At 55.9% G+C, this 18136-nt stretch carries 18 protein-coding genes and 1 tRNA gene; 10 read left to right on the plus strand and 9 right to left on the minus strand.

The genetic code is table 11. The annotated features are described in order from the left end of the window. Positions 1-102: 102 nt before the first annotated feature. On the plus strand, positions 103-489 hold the full coding sequence (locus ASD8599_RS07150) for a DUF3307 domain-containing protein (RefSeq protein WP_306418871.1): 387 nt from the start codon (positions 103-105) through the stop codon (positions 487-489). On the opposite strand, the gene ASD8599_RS07155 is transcribed toward ASD8599_RS07150, so the two are convergent. Beyond that, positions 486-1310, minus strand: a complete 825-nt coding sequence (locus tag ASD8599_RS07155) for an N-acyl homoserine lactonase family protein (protein ID WP_108827893.1) — start codon at positions 1308-1310, stop codon at positions 486-488. The two genes, ASD8599_RS07150 and ASD8599_RS07155, sit on opposite strands and share 4 nt — an antisense overlap. Next, on the minus strand, positions 1307-1624 hold the full coding sequence (locus ASD8599_RS07160; protein ID WP_108827894.1) for a putative quinol monooxygenase: 318 nt from the start codon (positions 1622-1624) through the stop codon (positions 1307-1309). The genes ASD8599_RS07155 and ASD8599_RS07160 overlap by 4 nt, the downstream gene beginning before the upstream one ends. 175 nt (positions 1625-1799) lie before the next feature. Here ASD8599_RS07160 and ASD8599_RS07165 point away from each other — a divergent pair, with 175 nt between their 5' ends. From ASD8599_RS07165 to ASD8599_RS07180, 4 genes are all read left to right on the plus strand, one after another. Continuing rightward, positions 1800-2885 (plus strand): isocitrate/isopropylmalate dehydrogenase family protein, encoded by a 1086-nt coding sequence (locus ASD8599_RS07165; protein ID WP_108827895.1) that lies wholly within the window; start codon positions 1800-1802, stop codon positions 2883-2885. After that, the gene (locus tag ASD8599_RS07170; protein WP_108827896.1) at positions 2882-3919 is read left to right on the plus strand and encodes a Gfo/Idh/MocA family protein; all 1038 of its coding nucleotides are present in this window, start codon (positions 2882-2884) and stop codon (positions 3917-3919) included. Before ASD8599_RS07165 ends, ASD8599_RS07170 begins: the two co-directional genes overlap by 4 nt. A gap of 15 nt (positions 3920-3934) precedes the next feature. Further along, complete coding sequence (locus ASD8599_RS07175; RefSeq protein WP_108827897.1) at positions 3935-4594, plus strand: GntR family transcriptional regulator; 660 nt, start codon at positions 3935-3937, stop codon at positions 4592-4594. A gap of 107 nt (positions 4595-4701) precedes the next feature. Beyond that, on the plus strand, positions 4702-5721 hold the full coding sequence (locus ASD8599_RS07180; RefSeq protein WP_108827898.1) for an extracellular solute-binding protein: 1020 nt from the start codon (positions 4702-4704) through the stop codon (positions 5719-5721). 53 nt (positions 5722-5774) lie between these two features. On the opposite strand, the gene ASD8599_RS07185 is transcribed toward ASD8599_RS07180, so the two are convergent. The 4 genes from ASD8599_RS07185 to acs all read right to left on the minus strand — a co-directional run bounded on the left by ASD8599_RS07185 (position 5775) and on the right by acs (position 10079). Further along, complete coding sequence (locus ASD8599_RS07185) at positions 5775-6782, minus strand: AraC family transcriptional regulator (protein WP_108827899.1); 1008 nt, start codon at positions 6780-6782, stop codon at positions 5775-5777. A gap of 92 nt (positions 6783-6874) precedes the next feature. Then, entirely contained in the window at positions 6875-7378 is a 504-nt protein-coding gene (locus tag ASD8599_RS07190) for a flavin reductase family protein (RefSeq protein WP_108830054.1), read from the minus strand. 61 nt (positions 7379-7439) lie between these two features. Beyond that, complete coding sequence (locus ASD8599_RS07195; RefSeq protein ID WP_108827900.1) at positions 7440-8123, minus strand: adenylate kinase; 684 nt, start codon at positions 8121-8123, stop codon at positions 7440-7442. Between the two features lie 12 nt (positions 8124-8135). Then, complete coding sequence (gene acs / locus ASD8599_RS07200) at positions 8136-10079, minus strand: acetate--CoA ligase (RefSeq protein ID WP_108830055.1); 1944 nt, start codon at positions 10077-10079, stop codon at positions 8136-8138. A gap of 499 nt (positions 10080-10578) precedes the next feature. On the opposite strand from acs, the gene ASD8599_RS07205 reads away from it, so the two are divergent. From ASD8599_RS07205 to ASD8599_RS07220, 4 genes are all read left to right on the plus strand, one after another. Next, entirely contained in the window at positions 10579-11595 is a 1017-nt protein-coding gene (locus ASD8599_RS07205; protein ID WP_108827901.1) for a C4-dicarboxylate TRAP transporter substrate-binding protein, read from the plus strand. A gap of 103 nt (positions 11596-11698) precedes the next feature. Then, the gene (locus ASD8599_RS07210) at positions 11699-12328 is read left to right on the plus strand and encodes a TRAP transporter small permease subunit (RefSeq protein ID WP_108827902.1); all 630 of its coding nucleotides are present in this window, start codon (positions 11699-11701) and stop codon (positions 12326-12328) included. After that, complete coding sequence (locus ASD8599_RS07215; RefSeq protein ID WP_108827903.1) at positions 12328-13758, plus strand: TRAP transporter large permease; 1431 nt, start codon at positions 12328-12330, stop codon at positions 13756-13758. The genes ASD8599_RS07210 and ASD8599_RS07215 overlap by 1 nt, the downstream gene beginning before the upstream one ends. Positions 13759-13831: 73 nt before the next feature. Beyond that, on the plus strand, positions 13832-14887 hold the full coding sequence (locus ASD8599_RS07220; RefSeq protein ID WP_108827904.1) for a calcium-binding protein: 1056 nt from the start codon (positions 13832-13834) through the stop codon (positions 14885-14887). 3 nt (positions 14888-14890) lie between these two features. Here ASD8599_RS07220 and tmk read toward each other — a convergent pair whose 3' ends face one another. From tmk to ASD8599_RS07235, 3 genes are read right to left on the minus strand one after another with little or no spacing between them, the layout of a single operon-like run. Continuing rightward, the gene (gene tmk / locus ASD8599_RS07225) at positions 14891-15550 is read right to left on the minus strand and encodes a dTMP kinase (protein WP_108827905.1); all 660 of its coding nucleotides are present in this window, start codon (positions 15548-15550) and stop codon (positions 14891-14893) included. After that, positions 15547-16716 (minus strand): D-alanyl-D-alanine carboxypeptidase family protein, encoded by a 1170-nt coding sequence (locus ASD8599_RS07230; protein WP_108827906.1) that lies wholly within the window; start codon positions 16714-16716, stop codon positions 15547-15549. The genes tmk and ASD8599_RS07230 overlap by 4 nt, the downstream gene beginning before the upstream one ends. A gap of 39 nt (positions 16717-16755) precedes the next feature. Next, positions 16756-17586, minus strand: a complete 831-nt coding sequence (locus tag ASD8599_RS07235) for an SPOR domain-containing protein (RefSeq protein WP_245925965.1) — start codon at positions 17584-17586, stop codon at positions 16756-16758. A gap of 295 nt (positions 17587-17881) precedes the next feature. Between ASD8599_RS07235 and ASD8599_RS07240 the strand changes: the two genes are divergently transcribed. Further along, positions 17882-17971 (plus strand) — tRNA-Ser (locus tag ASD8599_RS07240). The last annotated feature ends 165 nt before the right edge of the window (positions 17972-18136 follow it).

Here is an 18136-nt window from a genome sequence, read left to right on the forward strand (position 1 = left end):
TGTTTTCCCGATGCCTAGCTCGTTTTCAAAGGATTTTCATGTGATCCATTGCGAAATGAGATTTGCGTTCCTAAGCTGCGATTACACAGAAAGGCACAAAACGTGGATCAGATAACGCTCATGCTGGTGATGCTGGCCTTGTTTCAGGTAAAGCACCTGTTTGCGGATTTTTACCTGCAAACACCCAAGATGCTGTCTGCGGGGGCGACCTATGTCCATGCGGGTCGTGCGCAGCATGCATTGGTGCATATTGTCGGATCTTTTTTGGTGTTGCTGCCTTTTGGTCTTTTGGCCGGTTTGTCCTGGGGGCTTGTTGTGGGTCTTTTGGCGCTGGAATGGGTGTTGCACTACCACATCGATTTCGGCAAAGGCTGGTGGTCCAAACGCACCGCATTCACAACCACTGATGCCGGATATTGGCGCGCCTTTGGTGTAGATCAATTGGCGCATCAATGGACTTATATCGCCATGGTCTGGATGGCTGTCTAAGATTTAAGTGTCGACACGGAACCAAAATCAGGCATCGGCCTTATAGGACCTGTATCAAGTCGTGTGATGTGTGGCGCGATGCCTTCGGCGAACAGCTGACGCACCAGCGGGTCATGCCCGGGAATGATCAGTTCAGGCGCAGAGGCCAGTTGGTGCAGCGTCTCGAAACCGTCCAACATGTTTTGCAAGTCCACGACTATGGGAAAGGGTTTGCGTGTCATAACGTTTTCGTAAAAATGCGCAGCATCTGACGCAAGCACCATAAATCCCGATTTGGTTTTCACCCGCACCGCCTGCAATCCGCGACTGTGTCCGCCTATGCAATGTACAGTGACCCCGTCGGTCACTTGTGCTTCGCCGTCGTAGAAAAAGACCTTTCCGGCATACAGCCGTTTGATTGCGGTGCAAATGTGGTCGGCTGTGAATGGCATGCGCAATGTGTCGTGGCACATACACGGGCCTGTCGCATAGGCCATTTCAGCCGCTTGTAGGTGCAGGGCGGCGTTGGGAAACAGATGCAGCCCCCCCGCGTGATCATAGTGCAGATGTGTGACGATAACGTGGGTGATGTCTTCGGGTGCGATTCCAAAAGGGGCAAGGGCTGCGACAGGATCCAAGCGGATCGGGCGCCCGCGCGACGCGGCTTCGGTGTCGTCGTATCCTGTGTCTATCAGAATCGCGTCGCTGCCACGCCGCAGCAGCCACATATAATAGTCCATCGGGTGGGGGGCATTGTGGTTGTCATCAAAGATAAAGCTGTCGACCCGCGTGCGTGTGTTGCGGTCCGCATATTTTATAGCGTGAATTTCCCAATCGCTCATTGTGTGGCCGCGTTTGGGTTGGGGTGCGCGCTGACATTCACAAAGGTGCGTACATCTCGTCCCGTCACCAAATGCTGGACGGCCGCGTCAAAGGCCAGAAAGTGGGGCGTTTTGAGATGCGTTTGAAAGGCTGCGGCGTCTTCATACGTCTCATACAAGAATACTTCGCCGGGTCGGTCGGGATCTGTGCACAGATCAAACTGATGGCAGCCGGGTTCATTGTGAAACGTGGCGCGGACGTTTTCACGCATCAAGGGCATGAACTCATCCTCGGTTGCGGGATCGAAGTTCAACGTGACAACAACAGCAAACATGGGCGGCCTTTCATATGACGTCCGGCCCACTCTAAAAGGGGCACCGGTCTTTTTCCAAAACAATTTCGACTTTCGGGATGGCACAGCCAGAAAATAATGTATACATTAATTTTCAAGTTAAGACTTTGCAATTGTCATCGGCGGGCCAGTTGGTCTGCTCAGATCTGAGGACGTTATGAAACACACATTTGACATCGCGGTATTTGAAGGCGACGGCATCGGCCCTGAAATCACCCAACCCACAGTCGAGATATTACAAAAGTTGGCGGGACAGTCGGACGCTTATGAATTGACGTTCAAAGATGCGCCGGCAGGGGCCGCACATTACGCCAAAACAGGTGCATCGTTGCCCGAGGCGTCGATGGATATTGCGCGGCAATCGGATGCAATTTTATTGTCTGCCATGGGGTTGCCCAACGTCCGTTATGACGATGGCACGGAAATTTCGCCTCAAATCGATCTGCGCAAAGCACTGGTTCTGTTTGCGGGTGTGCGGCCCGTCACCATCAAGGCCGGCCAAACCACACCGCTGAATTTGCCCGCAGGCCGCGAGGTTGATTTCGTATTGATCCGCGAAAGCACCGAAGGGCTTTTCCACACCCAAGGCCGGGGTGAGGTCACGAAAGACGAAGCCCGTGAAACCCTTTTGATCACCCGTGATATTTCCGAAAAACTGTTCAAGTTTGCGTTTGATCTGGCCAAAACCCGGAAATCCACGGGCCGCAGCCCGGGCAAAGTGACATGTGTAGACAAAGCCAATGTGTTCCGCGCCTTTGCGTTCTTTCGCGAAATGTTTGATGCCGAAGCTGCCAAGCACCCCGACATTGCGGCTGACCACGCCTATGTGGACGCAACAGCGCTTTGGATGGTGCAAAAGCCTTGGGATTTCGACGTTATGGTTACTGAAAACATGTTCGGCGACATTCTGTCCGATCTCGGGGCTGGCCTGATGGGCGGGCTTGGTTTGGCGCCATCTGCTGACATAGGTTTGGATCATGCGGTGTTTCAGCCTTGCCATGGCTCGGCCCCCGATATTGCGGGCCAGAACGCGGCAAACCCGATGGCGATGATTTTGTCGGCGGCGATGATGCTGGACTGGCTGGGCTTGCGGTATGACAATCCGGTAATGGTTGCAGACGGTGTGCGTTTGCGCGAAGCGGTGGAAACTGTGGTGGCCAAAGGGGCCATCCTAACGCGTGATCTTGGCGGGACTGCCAGCACGACGCAGGCCGCAGACGCCGTTTGGGGGGCGCTTGCATGACAGCGCAGACCCTTAAGATTGCCTGCGTCGGGGCCGGTTATTTCAGCCAGTTCCACTATGACAGTTGGCGGCGTTTGAAGGGTGTGCATGTGGTGGGGGCCTGCGATCTGGACAAGGCCAAAGCCGCCGCGAAGGCTGCGCCTATTGGGGCGCGGGCCTTTGATGATCTGGACAAAATGCTGGCGGACACCAAGCCGGACGTATTGGACGTGATCTTGCCGCCATTGGCGCATGCGCGGGCCATTCAAAGCGCTTTGGACGCAGGTGTCAAAACCATCATTTGTCAAAAACCCTTTTGCATGTCTTTGACGGAAGCCTGCGAAACAACCACAGCAGCCCAAGCAGCAGGGGCGCAAATTGTGATCCACGAAAACTTCCGGTTTCAACCGTGGTATCGCTGTATCAAACAGCTGTTGGCCAAGGACGCGATCGGGCAGGTTCTGCAAATGACCTTTCGCTTGCGCCCCGGTGACGGGCAGGGGGCGATGGCATACTTGGACCGACAGCCATACTTCCAGACCATGCCACGGTTTCTGATCCATGAGACTGGCGTGCATTGGGTCGATACGTTTCGCTATCTCTTTGGTGATCCCACAGCCGTTTACGCCGATTTGCGGCGTGTTAATCCTGTGATTGCCGGTGAAGATGCGGGGGTGGTGATGTTTGACCATCCCAAAGGCATACGCGCGATTTTTGATGGCAACCGCCATCTGGATCATGCCGCAGACAACCACCGCCGCACCATGGGTGAGGCACTGGTGGAGGGAACGGAAGGCACGCTAAAGCTTTTGGGCAGTGGGGCTGTGATGCACCGGCGGTTCGGGGCGGTGGAAGATACCGAGATGTTGGCCCCCAGCATGTGGCCCGGCTTTGGAGGGGATTGCGTGCATCATTTGCAGGCCCATGTCGTTGATGCGCTGCATAACAAAGGTATGTTGGAAAACACTGCCTCTTCCTATTTGAAAGTGATAGAGATCGAGCAGGCGATTTACGCTTCGGCGGATGAGGGGCGGAAAATCGCGTTAGACCAGTAACGCAAAGGCCGTTTTATGTCACAATCCAGCACCCAACGTGCCATTTCCGAATTGCGGCAATTGATCTTTTCGGGGGTTTTGCCTGCGGGTTCTGACCATTTGGAAAGCGAATTGGCCGAGCGGCTTGACATGTCGCGCACTCCTGTGCGCGAGGCGGCGTTGATGTTGGAAAGCCAGGGGTTGTTGGCAATGCGCCCGCGCAAGGGTGTGCGTATTTTGCCGGTGTCCGCAGATGACATGCGTGAAATTTACGATGTGCTGACCGAGCTTGAAGGATTGTCAGCCGAACGTGCAGCCGGATACGGATACGGCGACGATGACTTGACGGCATTGGCCGCGTCTATTGCGGATATGGACAAAGCCGTAGAGGCCCGCGCCCTGGAAGACTGGGCCGAAGCGGACGATCGCTTTCATACTGAACTTGTGCGTCTTGGTGGAAATTCCCGTGCCGTTTCCATTGTCGGGATGATGCAGGATCAGGTGCGCCGCGCACGCGCCACGACGTTGTACATTCGCCCGACACCGACGCAATCCAATGCGGATCACCGCGGTGTGCTGGATGCGATAGGGGCGGGTGACGGCGCATTGGCGCGACGTATACACACGCGGCACCGTGATCAGGCCAAGCGTATGATCCTTGAGTTGCTGGAAAAACACCACCTGCATACGTTGTGACTTTAGAGCCGTTCTAATGTTGACTAATTTAGTCGGAAACAATTGACAAGACGGGCGCACTGATAGACTTACTGTTTTTATCAGATTTAAACGCTTGGAGATCCGCAATGTCGATCAACCGCACACTCACAACTGTTATCGCCGCAACTGCCTTTGCAGCCCCCGCACTGGCCGAGGGTGAGCTGAACCTGTATTCATCGCGCCACTACGATACGGATGAACGCCTGTATTCGGACTTTACAGAGGCCACCGGCATCACAATCAACCGGATTGAAGGCAAAGGCGACGAACTGATTGCGCGGATGCAAGCCGAAGGCACCAATTCGCCAGCCGACGTGCTGTTGACTGTGGACACCACACGCCTGCAACGGGCAAAAGACGCAGGCGTTTTGCAATCTATCGAAAACGCAACGCTTGAAGATCGCATCCCGTCCAATCTGCAAGACGCCGACAATCAATGGTTCGGGTTCTCCCAACGCGCACGCATCATCTTTTACAACAAAGCCGACGTCGCAAATCCGCCCATGGATTACGTTGCCTTGGCGGACCCCGCCTACAAAGGCATGGTGTGCCACCGCTCGTCCTCGAACGTCTATTCCCAAACGTTGCTATCTGCTGTGATCGAAAACCACGGTGAAGAAGCCGCAACAGCATGGGCCAAAGGTGTGGTCGACAACTTTGCCCGCGACCCGCAGGGCGGTGACACCGACCAGTTGCGTGGGTTGGTATCAGGCGAATGTCAGGTGTCGATTTCCAACACCTATTACTTCGCACGCGCGTTACGCAAAGACGTCAAAGGTCTGGACAAAGCTGCGATGGATAACATCGGTTGGGTGTTTCCGGCGCAAGACGCAGAAGGGGCTCATATGAATTTGTCCGGGGCGGGTGTGGCTGCGAATGCCCCCAACAAAGACAACGCGATCAAGTTTCTTGAATACCTCGCATCAGATCAGGCGCAGGTCTATTTTTCATCCGGCAACGACGAATATCCTGCGGTTGAAGGGGTAGAACTTAGCCCGTCCGTGGCAGCACTGGGTGACTATAAAGGCGATACTGTCAATTTGTCAGACGTGGCCAAAAACGTGCCAACGGCCCAGAAGATATTTAACAGCGTTGGCTGGAAGTAATCCAAATTACAATTTGTGAACAAGATCTTAACGGGCGCAGCGCATGCGCCCGTTTAACTTTTTCGGGGGCTACCCAACCGTGCTTCCTTTGGGGTCATTCCCGTCCAGATGTGGAAGGCCCGGTAAAAGGAATTCGGGTCACGATAAGCCAGCAGATACGAAATCTCTTCGATATTCAGGTCTGAATTGCGCAGGTAATGCAGGGCCAGATCACGGCGTGTGCCGTCTAGGACATGTTGAAACCGTGTGGTTTCTGCCGACAGATAGCGTTGCAAGCTGCGGGTGCTCAGGCGCATGCGCCTTGCGGCTTCATCGATGTCACACAACCCGCTGGGCAGCATTTCAGTGATGGCATTGCGCAGTCTTGCGGTGGTTGTCATGTGTTCGGTCACAGTGGCAAGCTGGCGTTTGAATGCGGGTTCCATCGTGGCCCATTGGTCGGGGTTCACCGACAACAGCGGGCGGGCGGCATCCTCCAGCGACAGGGTCAATTCTGCGGGCTCACCGATTTTGATCGGACAGCCCAGAAAATTCTCAAGTTCTGCGTGGCAAGCCATACGCGCAGGCAATGTGGCCGAGGTTGGCACGATGTGCGCCCCGCTGCTGTTGCGAATGGCTTCGACAAAAAACACAAATTCGGTGGCGGAAAAGCTTAAAGGCAATGACACTGTCGGAGGGTTTGCAGACTTCACGATTTGAAGCCCCAGATCGGTTGGCCGGATCGCCATAATCAGCGGCCCCACAATGGGCTTGAACACAGCCAGACGCTCCAGCCCGATGCGCACCGTCGGGCTGCTGGTAAAGGCAAAGAAGGCGGGGTTGAAAGGCCCACGCGCATAGGCTTTGCCAAGGGCCAATGGCAAATCATCCCGATTTGCCTCTGCCTCGATGGCGTGCCACCCTTCAAAATATTCTTCAGCGGTGACGCCACGGGCGTCGGGGGCAATCATGTCACCGGACATGCCGGTGCGTCGAATGACATTGTCCAAAGAAATGCCAAGCAACCCGCACAACTGCGGCAGGGTCGATGCGATTTTGTAGCGGGGTTGGGATGGGGCCATTGGGAACTCCTGTTGGATCCCATGGTACAGGCGTGGGCGTGCTTCACCAGTGGGTGGCGTGAATTGTTAGACAGGTGGCGCGATACGCAAGATCAGGCGTCGGCGGCCAGTTGCCCGTAACGCCCTTGTTCAAAAACCAGACCAGGACGGCTTGCAAAGCTGGCATGAGCCACCCGACCCAAGACCATCGTGTGATCGCCTGCGGGATGGGCCGCGTGATGTTCGCAAATGAACCGTGCGACGCAATCGTTGAAAAGGGGCAAATCCTGGTCATCAAGATGTGTTTCAAAGGCGTCGAACCCGTCACCGCGTGTGGCGAAATGGGCGGCCAGTTCAAATTGGTCAGCGCCCAGCACATGGATGCAGAATCTGGGGGCTGCAACAAACGCATCATGGCGCCGCGACCCGTTGCCAGGCGCCCACATCACCAAAGGCGGATCAAGCGAGATAGAAGAAAAGGAGTTTGCCGTCATGCCCAAAGGCCCAACGGCCGTTTGGGCCGTGATCACTGTGACGCCGGTGGCAAAGCGGCCAAAAGCGTCACGCAATTGCAGCGTATTGGTGGTGTCGGGCGTGAATTCAACGTGATCAGTCATGGGCGCAGCGGTGCCACGGCGCACATGAAATGTCCACATCTTGAAACGTGCGTGTGACGCGCTAGCCCGTGATGTCAGCTACTATTTTTGACATCGCAGCGCCGATCCCGTCTATATCACCCATCGCATCGACGCGTTGCAGCGCATTTTGCTGGTCGTAGTAGGCGATCAATGGGGCAGTTTGCGCGTGATAGGCCGACAGGCGTCCTGCGACAGTCTCCGCGTTGTCGTCCGCGCGCCGCTTCATATCGGTGCTGCCGCACCCATCGCAGATGCCGGGTTTGGCGGGGATTTTGAAGCTGTCGTGATAGCCTTCTCCGCATGCAGCACAGGTGTAGCGCCCCGAAACACGTTCAACCATCGCCGCGTCATCAACTTCAAGGCTAATCGCTGCGTCGATTTTCATCCCGTTTTCGGCCAGCAGATCATCCAGTGCCGATGCCTGCACGTCCGTGCGCGGGAAACCGTCCAGAATCACGCCTTGGGCGCAATCGGGTTCCGCCATACGATCACGCAGAATGTTGATAACGATCTCGTCGCTGACCAGATCGCCTGCTTTCATCACAGCATCGGCGGCTTTGCCAGCCTCCGTGCCCGCAGCCACAGCGGCCCGCAACAAATCACCCGTGCTGAGCTGCACCAACCCAAAGCGCTTTTCCAGCAAACGGGCCTGGGTGCCTTTTCCGGCCCCGGGGGGGCCAAGCAAAATCAGAACAGCCGGTTTGGTCATAACAGAAGCATCCATTATTCGTCCCCTTCAGCGGTTCATGCGGTTGTCGATCAGATCGTCCACAACGGACGGATCGGCCAAGGTCGAGGTATCGCCCAAAGCGCCGTAATCGTTTTCCGCGATTTTACGCAGGATGCGGCGCATGATCTTGCCAGAGCGCGTTTTTGGCAGGCCGGGCGCCCATTGGATCAGGTCGGGCGACGCGATGGGCCCGATTTCAGTGCGCACCCATGTGCGCAATTCCTTACGCAGTTCCTCTGATGGCTCTTCGCCGCCCATCAATGTGACATAGCAATAGATGCCTTGCCCTTTGATGTCGTGTGGATAACCGACAACAGCACTTTCGGCCACTTTGGGGTGGGCGACCAGTGCGCTTTCAACTTCGGCGGTCCCCATACGGTGCCCCGAGACGTTGATCACATCGTCCACGCGGCCGGTGATCCAATAGTCGCCGTCTGCGTCACGTTTGCAGCCGTCACCGGTGAAATAATAGCCTTTGTAGTCGCTGAAGTAGGTCTTTTCAAAACGCTCATGGTCGCCCCAAACCGTGCGCATCTGACCGGGCCAGCTGTCTTTGATGCACAACACACCCTCGACGTCGTTGCCTTCGATCTCTGCGCCAGTTGTCGGTTCCAACACCACAGGTTCGATGCCGAAAAACGGCTTCATGGCCGACCCGGGTTTCATGGCATGGGCGCCGGGCAGGGGGGTCATCAAATGTCCGCCTGTTTCGGTTTGCCACCATGTGTCTACGATCGGGCAACGCCCGCCGCCGACGATTTCATTGTACCAATTCCAGGCTTCGGGGTTGATGGGTTCGCCCACGGTGCCAAGCAGGCGCAAGCTGGACAGGTCACATTTTTCAACGAAGCTGTTGCCTTGGCCCATGAGGGCGCGCAAGGCTGTGGGCGCGGTGTAGAACTGGTTGACCTTGTGTTCCTCACATACCTGCCAGAAGCGGCTGGCATCGGGATAGGTGGGCACGCCTTCAAACATCAACGTGGTGGCGCCATTGGCGAGCGGGCCATAAACAATATAGCTGTGACCAGTGACCCAACCCACATCTGCGGTACACCAAAAGATGTCGCCGTCTTTATAATCAAAGACGATCTCATGGGTCATCGATGCATAAACGATGTAGCCGCCTGTGGAATGGACCACGCCTTTGGGCATCCCCGTTGAGCCGGATGTATACAGAATGAACAGCGGGTCTTCGGCGTTCATTTCTTCGGGCGCACAGACGTCTGATGCGGCAGCACTTAGGGCGTTATAGTCGCGGTCGCGGGCGTCGTCCCATGCTACTTCACCACCGGTGCGGCGCACGACAAGACACTGAACGGACGCATCACAGGTCGCCAGCGCCTTGTCTGCATTGGCTTTGAGCGGCGTGTTGCGCCCACCACGCGGCGCTTCATCTGCGGTGATGACCACCTTGGCCTCGGAGCCTTGTACACGGGCGGCCAAGGCTTCGGGGGAAAAGCCTGCAAAGACGATGGAGTGAATGGCCCCGATCCGGGCAGAGGCCAGCATGGCGTAGGCCGCTTCGGGGATCATGGGCATATAGATAACGACGCGGTCACCTTTGCCGACGCCCAAATCTTTTAGGACGTTGGCCATTTTGTTCACAGAGGCCGAAAGCTGGTTGTAGGTGATGTGCAGGGATGGGTCGGTCGGGCTGTCAGGTTCCCAGATGATGGCTGTTTGGTCGCCGCGCGTGGCCAGATGGCGATCGACGCAGTTTGCAGACACATTCAATGTGCCATCGGCATACCAATTGATGCCCACATTGCCAAAGTCATACGAGACATCTTTGACTTGGGTGTATGGTGTCATCCAGTCGATGCGCTTGCCATGTTCGCCCCAGAACGCCTCAGGGTCCGCAATAGAGGCCGCGTACATTTGATCGTATTTCGCGGCGTCGACATGTGCATTGGCTGCCATTTCGGCGGACGGTGGGAATGTGTCGGACATATAAAGGCTCCTCCCTTTTTGACCTTGGTATTCGTCAGTATTCGGCGGGCTGCCATACGCACACGAATGTGTGAGGCCGCCAGCCTTCTCCCTTGGGCGGATCATAGCGCCATTTGAAAAGAAAGGAATAAGTGACCGAAATATAACGGTTTCGTTGTAAATATTTTCTCTTGTATCTGGTTTTCTTGTAAAGCGCCTTGCCGCAACTGCGAAATCTTGCATGTTTTCGGTGTTTTGTTTGTCAAAGCAGGCCGGACGTGTCACCTGCCAGTGCACAAAATTCGCTTGATTACTTTCGAAAACAAAACTTGAAGCGCGTGACATTTTGTTGCGCGACCAAAGTCGTGGATGGATTTTTGGCAGAATCAAAGTGGCTTGAAGCCGGAACCGCACGACACCTAACGCGGGGTTTTGCGCAACTTCTTCTTGGCAGTGGGACAGTGCCGCGTTAGCTTCTTTTTCAAGCGCAGATCTGCTTGCGCATATAAGGGAGAACATCATGAACAAATTTGCACTGGGTGCTGTCGCCAGCACGCTTACATTTGCCTTCGCCATCGAAGCTGCGGCAACGGAATGGAACGTGTCTGTGTGGGGCAAACGTCGTGCCTTTACCGAGCACGTTGAAAAGCTGGCCGAGCTGGTGTCTGAAAAGACAAACGGCGAATTCACCATGAACATCAGCTATGGCGGATTGTCCAAGAACCGCGAAAATCTTGATGGCATTTCCATCGGCGCGTTCGAAATGGCGCAGTTCTGTGCAGGCTATCACCGCGATAAAAACCGTGTTGTGACGGTTCTGGAACTGCCATTCCTTGGCGTGGAGAACCTGGCGCAAGAAGTCGCGGTGTCCAAGGCCGTTTATGCGCACCCTGCCGCTGCTGAAGAAATGGAACAGTGGAATGCGAAACTGCTGATGACGTCGCCGATGCCACAATACAATCTGGTTGGCACGGGCGATCCGCGGGCCACTTTGGCCGACTTTGAAGGCATGCGTGTGCGTGCAACAGGCGGTATTGGCAACGCGTTTAAAGCCGTTGGTGGTGTACCAACATCTGTGACAGCCACCGAAGCCTACCAAGCCATGGAATCGGGTGTTGTTGATACAGTGGCCTTCGCCCAGCACGCGCACCTTAGCTTTGGCACAATCAACCAGGCCGATTGGTGGACCGCCAACCTGAACCCCGGCACCGTGAACTGCCCTGTTGTCGCCAACATCGATGCCTATGAAGACCTCAGCGACGCACACCGCGAGGCTTTGGACAGCTCTATTGACGAGGCGCTGGACCATTATCTGGCCAACTACGGTGAATTGCTGAAAAAATGGGATTCTGTTCTAGAAGAAAAAGGTGTCGCCAAGGTCGAGATCGACGAAGCGGTTCTGGCCGAATTCCGCGCCACGGCTGCTGATCCGATCCGTGATGCCTGGATCAAAGACATGGAAGCGCAAGGCCTGCCGGGCCAAGAGCTGTATGATCTGGTTGTGAAGACATTGGCCGACGCCAAATCCGGAAGCTAAGCGGGGTGGTGCACCAAGGTGCACCTTACGCGAAAAAACGACAGGGCGCGCCGAAACACGTGCGCCTTGTCCATAAGAAACGTCGTGACCGGGGGGATAAACGATGGCAGGTTCAGCCGCTGTTCTTGAGGACAGCAGCCTTTTAAGCAAACTCGACAGGGCGTTGCTTCCACTTGAAAAATTCTGCGCCTTGCTGAGCGGTCTTGCGATATTTTCGCTGATGTTTCTGGCCGCATATTCCGTCATCGGCCGCAAGTTCTTTGCCTCTCCTCTGCCGGGTTATGTTGACTACATTGAAGCCGCCATGCCCATCATTGCGATTATGGGCGTGTCCTATGTACAGCGCGATGGCACCCATATTCGCATGGACATGTTTGTGTCCGCGCTTAAGGGGCGGCTGTTGTGGTTGTTTGAGTTGATTTCGGTTCTAATGATCCTCATTTTGATGGCCGCTTTGACGTGGGGCGCATGGGAGCATTTTGAGCGCTCATTCGACTGCGCACGCCCTTTGTGCAGCCGTGACAGTTCCATCGACATCGGCATTCCCATCTGGCCTTCGAAACTGGTGGTTCCGGTCGCTTTTGCCGTTCTGGTCATGCGTTTGGTTTTGCAGGCTGTGGGCTATGGCCGCGCCCTTGTGTTGGGCCTTGAAAGCCCTGTGGCGGTGCCTCTGAATCTCAGCGTGGCAGAACAAGCCCGTATTGAGGCCGAAAGCCTGGAAGGGGCCGACTGATGGATCCTATTGATATCGGCCTTTGGGTGTCCAGCGGCATGCTGGTTATGGTCATTTTGGGCATGCGTGTGGCTTTTGCAGCTGGCATGGCGGGCTTTGTCGGCATTTTCTGGATCTTCTGGGAAAAGAAGGACTATGCGTGGGATGCGCTGCTGTTTTGGAATGAACGACGCGAGATTTGGGACGGGGCCCTTGCCAAAGCGTTCCTGATCGCGGGCCAAGTCCCCCATTCTAAAGTTTCCGCGCAGGTTCTGTCCCTGATCCCTGTCTTTATCATGATCGGCTACATGGCCTATCACGCCCGCCTGACCACGGCGCTGTTCGAGGCTGCGAAGCGCTGGATCGCATGGGTGCCGGGGGGGCTTGCGGTGTCTACCGTCTTTGCCACCGCAGGGTTCGCCGCTGTGTCGGGCGCATCTGTCGCCACAGCCGCCGTGTTTGCACGCATTGCGATCCCGGAAATGCTGAAGATCGGATACAACAAGCAATTCGCGGCAGGCGTCGTGGCGGCGGGGGGCACATTGGCCTCGCTTATTCCGCCGTCAGCGATCCTTGTGATCTATGCCATCATCGTGGAACAGGACGTGGGCAAACTGCTGCTTGCCGGTTTCATCCCCGGTGCGTTTTCGGCCATTGTCTATGCGGGTCTGATCATCGGGATTGCAGTCATTTTCAAAAGTGTCGGCCCGCCTGTGTCGGGCTTTACGTGGAAAGAACGCTTTGAAAGCCTGCCACCCGCACTGCCCATTGTGGCCGTGGTCGTGATCATCATCTTCTTTGTCTACAACCCCTTTGGCGACGCCTGGGGCACACCGACGGAAGGCGGCGCGATTGGGGCGTTCATCATCTTCCTGATGGCGCTATACCGCGGCATGCGTTGGCCCGCGCTGAAAGAGGCGTTGCTGGACACAGCCAAGTTGACGGTGATGATCTTCACCATCATCTGGGGCGTTCTGATCTATGTGCGGTTTTTGGGCTTTGCAAAGCTGCCTGATGCGTTTTCAGACTGGATCACGGCGCTGGAAATGTCGCCCATGCTGATCCTTGTGTGCATCCTTTTGGCCTATGCCGTTTTGGGGATGTTCATGGATGCCATCGGGATGCTGCTGCTGACGTTGCCTGTGGTCTATCCGGCGGTCATGGCGCTGAATGGAGGCGAAAACGTAGCGGCTGCGGACAGTGCGTTCGGGATGTCGGGGCCAATGTGCGCGATCTGGTTTGGGATATTGGTGGTGAAGATGGCAGAGTTCTGCCTGATCACGCCGCCCATCGGCCTCAACTGCTTTGTGGTTGCGGGCGTGCGTGACGATCTGACGGTGCAGGATGTGTTCAAAGGTGTGACACCTTTCTTTCTGGCGGATGCTGCGACTATTGCGATGCTGGTGGCGTTTCCGGGGATTGTGCTTTGGCTTCCAAGCCTCGTGGGGTGAATTTTTCCCCTTTGCACCGATGGGCATTTAAATAACTTGGACAAGTCAAAAAGTTTTTAAGGGGTGAGTGCATATGGCGGATCGATTTTTCACAGATCAAGCGACCACAGGGTTTACGTATGTTCTGTCGACCTATCTTGATGCGGCGACAGGCACAGAGTTCTTTTATCAGATGCGGTTTTCCGGGTCCGATTTTGAGTTCGGTGAGGCACGCACGCCAGTTGATGGGCTGTACAATCAGATTTCTTTTGAGCTGGAATACACAGAACCCAATGGCGGCGATACCGTGTTGCAGCCTGTCTTGCAGTACACGGGACCCACGCAGGACCTGTCAGATTTGTTTGATCAGTATGACACGCCTGCCATCGGCATGAGTTATATGTTGTTGGCTTTGGTGTCGTTGACAACAGGGCGCTTGCCAGGAGACGCAGGTGTGTCGATTTTGGCCAATGCGCCCGGGGGGCAGACGTCCGGCACCCGAAATAACGATGTGATCAACGTCAGCGACGACAACAGTTGGTTCAGTGCGGGGTGGGGCGATGATTACATGGTCGCGACCGGAGGTCCTGTGCGCTTCAAAGGGCAAGCAGGCGACGATCATCTGATTGGCGCGGACGGTCACGACATTTTGCGCGGCGGTTCCGGCCACGATAGTATCGAAGGGCAGGCGGGCGACGACAAGATTTACGGGCAAAGCGGCAATGACGCTCTGCGCGGCGGTGCAGGCGACGATTGGGTGCTGGGCGGCAGCGGTCGTGATTATTTGATTGCCGGCGCCGGGCGCGACCAGCTGAGTGGAGGGACCGGGGCGGATATGTTCATCTTCAACATCGCGACCGAAGACACGGCGTTAAGCGCACATAACATCGAAGACGGACGAAATGTCGTGCGCGACTTTGATTTTGCAGAAGATGTGCTGCGATTTGGCGTGGGCTACAACAACACTTTGACACAAGCCGATGCTTTTGCGTGGTTTTCAGAACATGCCACCGACGCAGGGGACAAGGTGCGGATCGTTGACGGGAACGTGCGTATCATCATCAAAAACGCATCTGTGGGCGACTTTTCAATCGAACACTTCGCAGGCAGCGACACACATGGAAACTATGATGCGTGGCTTTTGGGCTAACGCCTAAAGCCGTGGCATGACTGTGCTGTGCAAGGCGTTTGCCACGCTGTCCACGTCATGGGCACCGTCAACCACGACAAAACGGTCCGGAAACTCTTGTGCGAGGGCCAGAAAACCGGCGCGCATCTGTTTTTGCAAATCCGACCCGAAAGTCTCAAAACGCTCTTCGACGCCTTGGCGCGAGAGGGCGCGTGACAGGCCTACCTCGGGATCCATGTCGATCAATACTGTCAGGTCAGGCTCGCGGCCGATCATCAGATCGTGCAATTGATCCACTGTGCTGCGCAGGTCGCCACGCGACAGGCCCTGATACATGCGGGTGCTGTCGGCGAAACGGTCGCAAATCACGATTTTTCCGGCCTCCAAAGCCGGTTGTATGGTGCGTTCCATATGGTCGCGACGGGCCGCTGTGAACAACAAAATCTCTGTTTCGGCAGACCAACGGTCAGGATCGCCTTGCAAGACAAGGGCGCGGATTTCCTCGGCGCCCGCGCTGCCACCGGGTTCGCGGGTGACGATGACGTCGCGCCCCAAAGCCGTCAGATGATCGGCCAGAAGCCGGACTTGCGTGGATTTGCCAGACCCGTCGATACCTTCAAATGAGATAAACAGACCTGCGGGCTTTTGCGCCGTGCTTTCAGAGGTCGTAAATGGTGTGGTCACGATCCGGTTGGCCCTGCATTCAAACGCGCAATCAACTGCTGCGCTGCGGTGCTAAGACGCGCCATAAAGCCACCATCGGCGACATCGGATTCCGCAACCAATGGAATGCGTGTTTCCGGTAGGCCCTCGGGGGACAAGACAAGTTCTGCCAGGGGTTGGCCTTTTTCGATGGGGGCTTGGATGGGGCCCGTATAGACCACCTCCGCTTCAACTTCAGAGCCAGCAAGGACAGGCAACAGCACAGAAACATCTTCTGCCGGAACCAACCCGACTTTAGGGACCGCGCCCATCCAGACATCTGCCGTGGCCAGACGTTCACCTGCTTTGGCCAGACCGCGTTGGGCGAACTGGCGGAAGGCCCAGTTGACAATGGATTCAGATTCCTGAGCGCGCGCCGCGGCAGAATCGAGACCGGATACCACAAAAATGACACGTCGGTTGCCCTGCAAAGCGGATCCAACAAGACCGTAGCCGGCTTCTTGGGTGTGCCCGGTTTTCAACCCGTCCGCGCCGATGTTCAACGACAACAACGGATTTCGGTTGAACCGGTTGGAGCTTTCTTTTTGGTCGAACAGAAATTCCTTTTGGGAAAACATCGGATAAAATTCGGGGAAATCTTCGATCAGGCGGTTGGCCAACAAGGCAAGATCGCGCATCGACATGCGGTGTCCTGCGGCAGGCCAGCCATTGGAATTGGCGAAGGTGGAATTGGTCATGCCCATCTGTTGGGCGCGCTGGGTCATCATGCGGGCAAACCCCGCTTCAGTGCCATCGGGGCTGAGGGCTTCGGCAATCACCGCACACGCGTCGTTGCCTGATAAAACGATAATGCCACGCAACAGGTCTTCGACTTTGACGCGTTCGCCTGCTTTCAAAAACAGGGTAGAGCCGCCGTATTTTTGTGCCTGCGCAGAGACGGGCAATTCTTCCAGCAGATCAAGACCGCCGTTGTTTTTGCCGCGTTTCACGGCCTCGAATGCGATGTAAAGCGTCATCAATTTGGACATGGACGCAGGCGGCAACGGTGTGTCTGCGTTTTTGTTCAGCAAGACTGTGCCTGTGGTCTGGTCAATCACATATGCGGCTGTGGCCCGTGTCTCGAAGGCATGCAGCGGCAAGGTCGTCGACATGATCAAAGCGAAGATGGCAGTGATGGAACGGATCATAAGGGCACATGTCCTTTGGGTCTATGGTTCGCGTCCGACTTAGTTGGTGACGGCATAGGCGTCGGAAAAGCCTTGCGCTTTGATGGTTTTCAGCAGGGCTTTACGCTCTGATCCTGTGGCGGCAGGGCCTACCACGACACGCCAGAATGGTTTGCCGTTGTTTTCGCCGCGTTTGATTGTAGGCAACATGCCCGCGCTGCGCATTTGCTGGGCGGTGCGATTTGCATTGGCTTCAACCGAGAAAATACCGATCTGGATAAACGGCTTATCAAGGTTTGACGCAACGGGTCTGGGCGCGGGTGCTGCGGCAGATGCAGTAGTTGGGGCAGGGGCCGCGGCGTCGATGGCTGCGGACGCTGATGCTATCGGATCAAGGGCACTTTCGGACACATCCGCAGGTTCTGCCACACCGTCCACGGTTTCAGGCGCTGGCGCTTCGACGGGAACTTCTTCTTTGCGCAAGGCTGTGACGTTCAATTCAGCCGGTGCGCCAGCCAACATGCCAAGCGCTTCCGCTGCATCCGAGGAAATCTGCAACCGCGGTCCCGGAATGTCACGTTCGCGGCGGAACAAGGCGCCCACGACGAATTTGCCGTTTGTCGTATTGCGGATGATGACGCGTTCCGGATCGGTGACATCGGGATGCGCAACCCAAACGCCGCCCAAGGATGGCCGCCCGTCCCAAAGCCCAGCTTCTGTCGCGGAAAATACATCTGGCGCTTCAATGTCGCGTTCTGTGGTTTTGGTCAGCGCCCCTTTACGTGGTGCGCCATCCGCGTCCGCAGCGTTGCCGCGCAGGGATTGCGGGAACTGGAAGTTGCCGGCCCCGTCGCATCCTGCCATCAAGGCCAGCCCCAAGGCAGCTGCCATTAGTCTTTTTTGCACACGCAAAGCGTTTGAAAAACCTGTGTTATGTGCCTGTGTTGCGCTGCCCATCGCTTGTGTCATCCTAGCCTGTTACGACGCCGCCCGCGCCGGATGTGCCAATTTATGGCACGTTAAATTGCCCCCTGACGGGGATCTTTGCGCCACACTAACGCGTCATGGTCGTTCTGAAAAGGCGCAGCACTCACAATCGGCAAAAATCCCCAACGAAACCGCAGCTTACAGCTTTGCAATTGGGGGTTTGCAGAATCGGATTGACCCTTTTAGAGATACCGACGTCGGAGGAGTGGCAGAGTGGTCGAATGCACCGGTCTTGAAAACCGACGAGGGTGAAAGTCCTCCCAGGGTTCGAATCCCTGTTCCTCCGCCACCATAACGTCGTGGTAGGTTTGAATAGGTCGCTTTGAGCGGCCTTTTTCTTTGTTTACATGCAGATGCTTACATAATTGCTTTGGCATGAGTTTCTTTCGAGGATGCCTATACTCGTTCCTTGAGTGGCATAAAAAATGGCAATTTTGGGAATTGCCCTATCTGG

The organism is Ascidiaceihabitans donghaensis (genome assembly GCF_900302465.1).
GTDB classification, from domain to species: domain Bacteria; phylum Pseudomonadota; class Alphaproteobacteria; order Rhodobacterales; family Rhodobacteraceae; genus Ascidiaceihabitans; species Ascidiaceihabitans donghaensis.